This is a genomic window from Cylindrospermopsis raciborskii Cr2010 (assembly GCF_003367075.2).
GTDB lineage: Bacteria > Cyanobacteriota > Cyanobacteriia > Cyanobacteriales > Nostocaceae > Raphidiopsis > Raphidiopsis raciborskii.
This window is the reverse complement of the sequence record NZ_CP065936.1, coordinates 2,643,911-2,653,659: the sequence shown is the minus strand read 5'-3', so window position 1 is coordinate 2,653,659 and position 9,749 is coordinate 2,643,911. Positions and strand designations below refer to the sequence as shown.

Sequence of the window (9,749 nt, the reverse complement as noted above, 5' to 3'; positions counted from 1 at the left end):
GTAAAAGCAAACTAATAGTCTGGGGAAATAATGCTACAAAATAGCGATTGCGAAGCACTCCCTACGGGAGATTGCACTTAACAGATTTTACTTATAGCTTTATGCTGTCGCAAAGCGATTGCATCTTACAGGTTACTATTGTAACATTTGTCCTAGTACAGTGTTTTTTTGCAGATGGGCGATTGCGAAGCACTCCTCATAGGCGATCGCTCTTACACAGTCTGTTTTCTAGACTTTACCATTTTGCTAATGTTTTAAGTTGCTATATTTATATATAGATTTTGTGGTATACTGGTGTGCTAGTAATCCACTATAAACTTTATACTTGATGCCTATTGGGTATTTTGAATCTCATGCGATCGCCAGTAGTAGTGTTAATAAAAACAGTGGTTCGGATAGTTTTTTCATCTCATCTAGAACCTGGCTGGATTTGTTCTCTAAAATCTCCAATAAACGACTGACATTAGAAAATTTAAATGTTACATTATGTTGTTGGTTCTACAATATTGACTATTATTCTATAAATTCTCTATAATAGGGGGATTCCAGGATTTATTTTAAATTTTATTAACCAAGTATATTTAAAAAGTAAAGTAATACAAATGACACTAAAACTAGTAATTAACGAAGGAACTGCGAAGGTCAAGAAAAAACGCTGGAATGCCTATTATTTCGTCGGGAACCTCGCAGCCTTGTGGGGTAAGGGTTTCAGCCATTATTTTGAGGGTAGTGGAGGTGAAAAAGAGAGAAATTTTGCTGACCTTCGCAAAGTGGGTCTAGACACCAGTCAGGGCAAGGGCTTAAAATGGAGGGACCCGCTTCCCTCTGGGAAGTGGAATCAATGGAAACACGTTTATCGTAAGCATTGTCTCACCTCGTCTACCTACCCGCTTCCCTCTGGGAAGTGGAATCAATGGAAACTCCCAATGTATGCCGTTGGGGTCTCTGCGTAATGCAGATAACCCGCTTCCCTCTGGGAAGTGGAATCAATGGAAACTCAAGAATGCGGCTGAGCAGTGGGGGATAGCGAGATATTTGACCCGCTTCCCTCTGGGAAGTGGAATCAATGGAAACATCTAGCTGATCTTGTAGCTCTGATAGGGCGTTGCAGATTACCCGCTTCCCTCTGGGAAGTGGAATCAATGGAAACTAGGTCATATTCCTGTGGGCTACCTGTTTGAACATCAACCCGCTTCCCTCTGGGAAGTGGAATCAATGGAAACCTAACTCGTCGATCAGATGATCGACTTTATTCCAGAAGTACCCGCTTCCCTCTGGGAAGTGGAATCAATGGAAACTTGGTGTTTGGTCGGATTGGTAATCTTCCCACAAATCCTACCCGCTTCCCTCTGGGAAGTGGAATCAATGGAAACATTCATCAAAGTAACAATCTCCATAACCTTATCTCACCCGCTTCCCTCTGGGAAGTGGAATCAATGGAAACTCTTTGAGCGAGGCAAAATCAAAGCCTTTTGCTGCGTAAAACCCGCTTCCCTCTGGGAAGTGGAATCAATGGAAACTGAAACAACCGCTGCGATTACCAGGATTACAGTCTCTTACCCGCTTCCCTCTGGGAAGTGGAATCAATGGAAACGGGTAGGTCGTCCCTGACAGCTCCTCATATCTCTTGAACCCGCTTCCCTCTGGGAAGTGGAATCAATGGAAACATATTTGGATGACCAGAAGTTTGTCATCTCGTACTTACACCCGCTTCCCTCTGGGAAGTGGAATCAATGGAAACTGAACTGACCATTAGCTCCCAGAACGCCGAAGTTGGGCAACCCGCTTCCCTCTGGGAAGTGGAATCAATGGAAACTGGTACTTCAATGACAGCCAATCGATGCCCATCTGACCCGCTTCCCTCTGGGAAGTGGAATCAATGGAAACAATTATTCAGTGAGACTAAAAAACAGGTGGACAGTTAACCCGCTTCCCTCTGGGAAGTGGAATCAATGGAAACGAAAAACTGTTCATTTGGTTAGGGGTATCTAGCCTTTAAACCCGCTTCCCTCTGGGAAGTGGAATCAATGGAAACATACAAGGAGCTCTAGATTATGCTAAACAAATTATGGAACCCGCTTCCCTCTGGGAAGTGGAATCAATGGAAACCCGCAATAAGACTTTAGAAGACTCTAATTCTTCATAAACCCGCTTCCCTCTGGGAAGTGGAATCAATGGAAACTTCGTACCAACCTCCTTGTTTGTTAAGTTTGCTCACCCGCTTCCCTCTGGGAAGTGGAATCAATGGAAACTTAATAGAGGCTTAAAGCCCCTATTACAGCAGTTTTCATGTAAATAAACCACAATGATTGAACCAATTAAGCGCATCCTCTGCTGTAATATAATTTACTGCACTTGTCATGGCCTCATTTAGGGCTTCTAATGTTCGTGCCTCCCGACTACGGAGAAATTGCTTTAATTTTGACCAACACAATTCTATCGGAGATAAGTCTGGAGAATAGGGGGGTAAAAACTTAACTTTTGCACCGACTGATTCAATTGACAATCTCACGCGCTCGGCATAATGAACCTTTAAATTATCCATAACAACAATAGCCCCTTTCCATAATTGAGGTACTAAAACCTGATTTACATAAGTGAGAAATACTTCTGTATTTGTGCTTCCCTCTACAGTCATTGCTGCCAGAATTCCATCCATATTTAAAGCCCCAATCAGAGAAATATTTTTGCCCTTGTTTCCTGGTACGCTACCAATTGCTCTTTGTCCATCTTGGCTTCTGGCAAACAACCTTGACATCCCTAAATTTATCCCCGATTCATCTAAAAACACTAAATTTCTAATATCAACTGTATCTACCCAACGACGATAATCATGCCTTAATTCTTGAACACGTGGAGTCTCCTGTTCACTGGCATTTAGACTTTTTTTTATGACGTAGACCCAACTTTTCTAAGGCTCGATGCATGGTTGTGATACTAACACTAGTGCCCGTCGTTTCTCTCAGGCGATCGCACAATTCTGAAAGTAGTAAATCATTTTTCTCATCCAGCCAAGACTTGATCATGTTTAAATATTGGCCTGCAATTACAGGCTTTTCATATCCTCCACATTGCTTTGGCTCAACTTGCCCAGTTTCACGATAACGACGTACTAAATTTCTCACAAATGATAAGCTGACCTTGAATCTTTCTGCCAACTGGCGTTGAGATCCCTCTTGAGCAACCCATGCTACAATCACGCGATTACGCAAATCTATTGAATAAGGTTTTGGCATATAATTTGACAGTACTTCTACTCTATTTTAGTTTATTACCCTTATTATAGCTTATCTTATTTTGTAGTTTAACTACATGAAAATTGCTGTAATTCATAAAGGACCCGCTTCCCTCTGGGAAGTGGAATCAATGGAAACCTTCCGCCACAAAAAAAGAAATTAATTTCTTCATAGCTACCCGCTTCCCTCTGGGAAGTGGAATCAATGGAAACAACCTCTAAATAATCTGTATTTTCCCCGTGGGGTTTAATACCCGCTTCCCTCTGGGAAGTGGAATCAATGGAAACGTCCAGTGAGCAGTCGGCTTCTGCGTAGATGCAGATGTCACCCGCTTCCCTCTGGGAAGTGGAATCAATGGAAACGGGGTTACCGGGGTTACCGGTTCGTCGAAAAATGAATCTACCCGCTTCCCTCTGGGAAGTGGAATCAATGGAAACTTCCCAGTAATTTGAAAGTAGTTAAAATCTGTCGAATAACCCGCTTCCCTCTGGGAAGTGGAATCAATGGAAACCACATAACCCGTCTTTTGTTTTGTCCACTCCAATGCTTACCCGCTTCCCTCTGGGAAGTGGAATCAATGGAAACCCTATCATATACATCTATCCAAGACTCTCTAACACCAACCCGCTTCCCTCTGGGAAGTGGAATCAATGGAAACGCGATAATAGTTCCGTTACAACCAATAAGGGAAACACACCCGCTTCCCTCTGGGAAGTGGAATCAATGGAAACCTACCCAACTCTTTTAGAGCTGAGCGGTAGAGATTTGAGACCCGCTTCCCTCTGGGAAGTGGAATCAATGGAAACTCTTATTATATCTAATGCTTTATTTATACGTAGCTTAAACGCTGGTACCCGCTTCCCTCTGCGAAGTGGAATTGATGGAAACATCCCTAATACTAGATCTACTGCATTCTCTATTGTCTGAAACTACTTCCCTCAAAGGAAGTAGAACTAATTAATGGAAAGATCTAAATGGTTCAGGTGGGCGATTGCGAAGCACTCCCTACGGGAGATCGCACTTAACAGATTTTACTTGTAGCTTGATACGGACACAGTAGTTCGGATAGGTTTTGCATATAGTTGGTTTCTGCTGTCGCAAAGCGATCGCAAGCTAAAAATAATGAAGGGGAACAGAAGGAAACAGATACCAGCAATGACCCATAACACCTTGTTCAGAGGTGACTGGGTTGAGCAAAGTATTGCGAGAACAGACAAGACATGTGAGATATTACTTTGACTCTAACCAAATGAGTGGGAGATTTTTGTATTTTTCATTTATGCTTGACAAGTCGCAAGAGTTTACAAAAATTATTAATTATTTTCTGTAAACCTATTGCATATCTGTTCAAGTAGTTTTATAATTAGAAAAAAGTAAGGTGATCTCTATTTCTTGATAGGAAGTCTCGATCACCTTACACCCCAAAAAGAGGCAAATAAATTATGGCACAAATTAGAAATTTCATCAGCAGCATTGATGATTCTGGAGTGGTTGACTCTAGGGTGGTTTCACAAGCTAGTCACCGGGAGCCACTAAAACACTTGTTAATTGGGACTAAAAAGACAGTGATTAGTACGGTTCACTATCTTCATGTGCTTGGTTATGCTAATGCAACGGATTGGAGCGATCTCACGCCAACTGGTAATTCAGGGGAGGTTATGAGTATTCTGGTAAGACACATTGTGATTAATTAGTTTCTTTGCTAACTCATGGGGAGACCCATGAGTTGGATCTATATCAGGGCGATCTGTTCTCTAGACTTTGCACTTCCTTCTAAAATCTACCCGGAGATAGATGTAAAACAGATAAAACTATGCTTTCCGCTGTTATTCCACAAGCGATCGCACCATACAGATTACCATTCTAACATTCATCTCAGTACAGTGATTTATCTGCAGGAAGGCGATTGCGAAGCACTCCCTACGGGCGATCGCGAAGCACTCCCTGCGGGGGATTGGGAAGCACTCCCTTTGGGAGATTGCATTTAATAATTCCCCGCAACTTCATTAATATCACCTGTCTGCTTGATTATTATCCCTTATTTTTCAACAACTCTCTTGTATCTGTTCCTAATGAATGGGATGACAAAATGTTAGATAAGTTCCGTCTACATTTACATAGCCAATTTACTTGGCATGATTAGGTAAACTATTAGGGTCAACTCCTTGCGATCGCAAGTAAGCTATTAACCTTTCTTTTTCCTGACGTTCCTGTTCTGCTCGTTGGCGTTCCTGCTCTGCTCGTTGGCGTTCCTGCTCTGCTAGTTGACGTTCCTGTTCAATCAGTTCTAAAGCCCAAGGTAACAAATTACCTGTTTTATCCCACCATCGCAACCAATAGCCAGTACGTCCTTCTTTTGTACCTTGCCAAGTTCCTAAAAATAGTCCCATTGACTTAATCCAATGACGACCATTTTCGTCTGGTTGCTTTAATTCATAACGTTCATCTTCCAGTTGATAATATTCTAATAATCCTCCATCTGGATCAAAAATGATATAAATAGGAACTTGCAAAATCTGTTCATAAAAAAACCATTTTCCTGGCGGATAGGTACGTTTAAATGAGTATTCTCCGCCTTCTTTATCTGACAAAAATTCCATAACCAAAGCCGGTATATCCCCTTCTAAATGGGGTGTATAGCTTTTGCGTCCTGGCAATATTTCTTTAACTGAAGGTATATATAGCCAATCTGGTGCTTTAGCGATAAATTGAGCATTTAATGTGGCACATAAAGCAAAATTAGCAGCAATTAACATCTGTGGTTGAATAAAACCACTGATTTCTAAACTTTCACATAAAGCACCTGCTAAAAGTGGTTGTCCTATATTGTCCACTGGTTCATCCTCTAGTTGAAAATCATCGGGTAACGCTTCCCATGAGATAACCAGTCCCGTCTGTGATTTACTTTCACTGAGTAGGGTTGCCATAAAAGTTACCTTTGCTCGATTTATTTTTATTCTATCAAAGCTTGTGGGAATGGAAAATTTATCTGTATTTTGTTCCCAGATAATTGCAGGCCAATATTTAAACATGATCAAGTCTTGGCTGGATGAGAAAAATGATTTACTACTTTCAGAATTATGCGATCGCCTGAGAGAAACGACGGGCACTAGTGTTAGTATCACAACCATGCATAGAGCCTTAGAAAAGTTGGGTCTACGTCATAAAAAAAGTCTAAATGCCAGTGAACAGGAGACTCCACTCTCCGATAGAATTATGTTGATCAAAATTAAAGCAATTTCTCCGTAGTCGTGAGGCACGAACATTAGAAGCCCTAAATGAGTGCATGACAAGTCCAGTAAATTATATTACAGGAGAGGATGCGCTTAATTGGTTCAATCATTGTGGTTTATTTACATGAAAACCGCTGTAATATTACACTCCCTACCTGGAGACTGTCTGTGGGGGAGACCGGGAATCAATGGCAATGATTTTGTTTCAGATCAAAGATTTGTAGTTTTCCTGTGGAAATTTTATTAATAAAGATTTTTGGAGCATCCACTCCTACTCTTTTTTGTAATAAATAGCAAGTCTCCGTAACAAAGTTCTCTTACTAGAATGTAAAAGTGGCATAGCAAACAACCCCCAAGCCAAACCGGTAACTAAACCAAAGGGAGTAACAACATAATTATTAAACTCCCACAAACCAAAAACCTCAGCAGCTAACTCCCAAGGATAAGCTGTCATCAAAATTGTAGCCACGGATGCACCCATCCAACCATATTGGTGTAACCAAAAAACTCCTTTCCCCTGGGTTAGACCATACAAAACACGTGTTATTAATAATCCCGTAACTGTTCCATAACACCGCATACAAACTGTCATAATGTAAGGGGGCGCTAATTCTAAACCGGTTTCAGGTTGAGGACAAACATGATCACCTATGAAATAAATTATATTACTGATAATTTGTAGTACAAACACATTAGATGCGGCCAAGAAGGGAGCTAAGGATGGACCCAATACCATTCCTGCTAAGAGAATGTCCGCAAAAAAGCTGACTGGACTAATTTTCTTTTGTGTTAGGTTTTGTTGAAGGATAGAATGGGACATATATTGTTTAATTAATATTGTTAATGAACTATGTGTTTAATTTGTTACGGTTCCGCTTTCCTATAACATTCTTACACACGCCAAGTAAATTACAAGCCTGGTGCATAGTTAAAGAAAGAAGTCCCGGATCTGATGGCGGTAAATTGTCCACGGGAATCTTGCTCAGGTCATAACCTAAAAGCCCAATTAGGCTTTGGGCAATCTCCTTTGCTAATAGGGGAGGTACGGAATTGCCAATCTGTCTATGTCCATGCCAAATAGTTCTATGAAACTGAAACCAGTCTGGAAAGGAATGTAATCTTGCAGCTTCACGGATGGAAATACAACGTGGATGAGAGTAATGTATGGGTCGGGGCGCAGTATGTGCACCTCGTTTACTATCTGTACCCGCTCTGAGGGTGTTAGAGGGTCTATAAGGATGTAATTTGAAGAGCCTAGTTGTTGGTTCTACTACTCCTTGGGGAACATTTTTAAATCTGACGATTGATTGTTCTGTGTGGGTAGAGGACAAATGACCGTAAATTAATTTTTGGGTAAAGGTTCTTCTGTGACATAGGTCAAATACACCATTGGGATCAAAGGAAAAGTTAGATCGGGGTCCACAATATTCCAATTTATCAGGACTGAGCCCTTCATCTTTCCCAATAAAAACTGAAACACCCTCTAAATCACTCAAAACGTCTGATGCTCCTAACCATGGTGGTAGAGAAGATAGCTCCCTACTTTTACTATTTGCTGTGGGTTTTTCAAACAGAACTCCGGGATATACTGGTTTTGGCATGTCCTTGCGCCAACCCAGCAAAATTAAACGAGATCTGTTTTGTGCCACACCAAAGTCCGCTGCATTCAAAATTAAAACCGGAACAATGGTATTATAGCCTATCTGGATAAATTCATGACAAAGATCCTCTATAAATCCCTTATGCTTGCCAGACACTATACCAGGAACATTTTCAAAAATAAAGTACCTTGGTTTGATGTCTCTGACAACTCTTACATATTCAAACACTAATTTGTTTCTGGGATCTTCTATGTGTCTATATCCCATTTGGGAAAATCCTTGACAGGGCGGTCCCCCAGCTAATAAATCAACTTCATTTATATCCTTATCATTTAAAATATTCCATAACTCTTCGCTAGACACATTTGATATGTCTCGACAAATATTTGCACAGTTGGGGAAATTATAGTTGTGAATGGCACTGTGAACGGGATCAATTTCAATAGATATCACTACCTCAAAACCAGCAGATTCTATTCCTAGAGAAAGTCCACCCGCTCCAGAAAATAAATCAATGGCAATTGGTCTTCTTTTTTGTCTTTCCTTGTTTTGGTTCATTTTTATGAATCATGGCTTGTGCCAGAACGCTATATAAAGAGTTGATGACGTTCTGGCTACTAAACCATCAACTAAATCACATCAGCTGGGGTGGTATTTTCTTTGTGGGGATTATATTTAAGCAACACACCATGATCGGCAATAATAAAACCTTGATCAGGGTTGAAAAATACAACCTTATATAAGTTAGCAGCAACTTCTTCCACCTCTCGGTCTTTTTCCCAGGTTTGACCACCATCTGTGCTGCGTAATAAATTACCACTACCGCCACCAATCCAGATTTCCTGGGGTGTGCGATAAGCTAAATCTAATAACCCCCAACTGGTAGACAACTCTGGATATCTAGCTTCTAACCACTCATCCGATTTAGCTGGGTCACTAAATTGCACTTGACCACCTCTTGCTAATAACCACAGTTGACCGTTATCAGCAAAACCCATATTTTCCAAACGTCGGGAACTATTGCGATTATGAGGTTCCCAAGCGGTCATCCCCGGTTCCCAAACAGAATAAAAACTACCCTTAGCAGAAACGGCGATATATTTACCGTCACTAGAACGCTCTAAATTGCGCACCACACCTACAGCAGTTTCTACTTGAGCCTTCCAGTTTAAACCACCATCTGTAGTCCCATATATTGCTCCCACATCCGTGGCCATTTCTGCTGCATTTTCACCCAGAGCTTTTACTAAAATAGGGCTACCGGGTAATTTCTGACTCAGGGGTAAGCTAGACCAAGATTTACCACCATCGGTGGTATGTAGTAGTACGGAGGGTTCACCCACAATCCAACCTTCTTGACCAGCGAAACTAATAGAGTCAAAACGAGACCTTGGCTCTTCCACTGCTAATTCTAAACGCTGCCAAGTCTTTCCACCATCTTTAGTTTCTAATAAGGTAGCATTGCTACCTACTAAATAACCATGATTGGGCTCATCTGTAAAGGCAATATCAAACAGTTTTTCCTCTGTTGGTACACTAATTATTTCCCAAGGGTTAAAACTGGTAGATGGAACCTTACTACAAGCAATACAGGTCAGCACCACTAGTAACACGGCAAATAATCCTTGCCACTTTTTTGTTATTGAACTCATCAGTATGTTTTAGTCTTTATCAAGAGT

The 9,749-nt window shown here is 41.0% G+C and carries 10 protein-coding genes and 2 CRISPR repeat arrays; of the genes, 4 read left to right on the top strand and 6 right to left on the bottom strand.

The window, feature by feature from the left end; all coding sequences use genetic code 11:
- Positions 1-813: 813 nt before the first annotated feature.
- Positions 814-2,252: a CRISPR direct-repeat array (repeat unit 36 nt; unit sequence ACCCGCTTCCCTCTGGGAAGTGGAATCAATGGAAAC).
- A 35-nt stretch (positions 2,253-2,287) separates the two neighbouring features.
- Both C6N34_RS12140 and C6N34_RS12135 read right to left on the bottom strand, forming a co-directional pair.
- Complete coding sequence (locus C6N34_RS12140; RefSeq protein WP_083383444.1) at positions 2,288-2,893, bottom strand: IS630 family transposase; 606 nt, start codon at positions 2,891-2,893, stop codon at positions 2,288-2,290.
- On the bottom strand, positions 2,868-3,236 hold the full coding sequence (locus C6N34_RS12135) for a helix-turn-helix domain-containing protein (RefSeq protein ID WP_102981708.1): 369 nt from the start codon (positions 3,234-3,236) through the stop codon (positions 2,868-2,870). The genes C6N34_RS12140 and C6N34_RS12135 overlap by 26 nt, the downstream gene beginning before the upstream one ends.
- Before the next feature lie 101 nt (positions 3,237-3,337).
- A CRISPR array of direct repeats spans positions 3,338-4,124; the repeat unit is 36 nt; unit sequence ACCCGCTTCCCTCTGGGAAGTGGAATCAATGGAAAC.
- 554 nt (positions 4,125-4,678) lie between these two features.
- Here C6N34_RS12135 and C6N34_RS12130 point away from each other — a divergent pair.
- Positions 4,679-4,930 (top strand): hypothetical protein, encoded by a 252-nt coding sequence (locus C6N34_RS12130; RefSeq protein WP_236107028.1) that lies wholly within the window; start codon positions 4,679-4,681, stop codon positions 4,928-4,930.
- Positions 4,931-4,957: 27 nt separating this feature from the next.
- Positions 4,958-5,224: a hypothetical protein gene (locus tag C6N34_RS12125; protein WP_236107026.1), complete on the top strand. Its 267-nt coding sequence runs from the start codon at positions 4,958-4,960 to the stop codon at positions 5,222-5,224.
- A gap of 138 nt (positions 5,225-5,362) precedes the next feature.
- Here C6N34_RS12125 and C6N34_RS12120 read toward each other — a convergent pair whose 3' ends face one another.
- A complete protein-coding gene (locus tag C6N34_RS12120) occupies positions 5,363-6,163 on the bottom strand; it encodes a Uma2 family endonuclease (protein ID WP_141303253.1) in 801 nt (266 codons plus the stop codon).
- 103 nt (positions 6,164-6,266) lie between these two features.
- Here C6N34_RS12120 and C6N34_RS12115 point away from each other — a divergent pair, with 103 nt between their 5' ends.
- Entirely contained in the window at positions 6,267-6,485 is a 219-nt protein-coding gene (locus tag C6N34_RS12115; protein WP_006278609.1) for a hypothetical protein, read from the top strand.
- A 108-nt stretch (positions 6,486-6,593) separates the two neighbouring features.
- Positions 6,594-6,716, top strand: a complete 123-nt coding sequence (locus C6N34_RS17005) for a hypothetical protein (RefSeq protein ID WP_268906676.1) — start codon at positions 6,594-6,596, stop codon at positions 6,714-6,716.
- Between the two features lie 24 nt (positions 6,717-6,740).
- On the opposite strand, the gene C6N34_RS12110 is transcribed toward C6N34_RS17005, so the two are convergent.
- The 3 genes from C6N34_RS12110 to C6N34_RS12100 all read right to left on the bottom strand — a co-directional run bounded on the left by C6N34_RS12110 (position 6,741) and on the right by C6N34_RS12100 (position 9,722).
- On the bottom strand, positions 6,741-7,289 hold the full coding sequence (locus C6N34_RS12110) for a DUF2085 domain-containing protein (RefSeq protein ID WP_115538120.1): 549 nt from the start codon (positions 7,287-7,289) through the stop codon (positions 6,741-6,743).
- Positions 7,290-7,317: 28 nt separating this feature from the next.
- A complete protein-coding gene (locus C6N34_RS12105; RefSeq protein WP_115538119.1) occupies positions 7,318-8,628 on the bottom strand; it encodes a DNA cytosine methyltransferase in 1,311 nt (436 codons plus the stop codon).
- Between the two features lie 71 nt (positions 8,629-8,699).
- Positions 8,700-9,722 carry a photosynthesis system II assembly factor Ycf48 gene (locus tag C6N34_RS12100; RefSeq protein WP_006278613.1) on the bottom strand — a complete coding sequence of 341 codons (1,023 nt, stop codon included), beginning with the start codon at positions 9,720-9,722 and terminating at the stop codon, positions 8,700-8,702.
- Positions 9,723-9,749 lie beyond the last annotated feature (27 nt).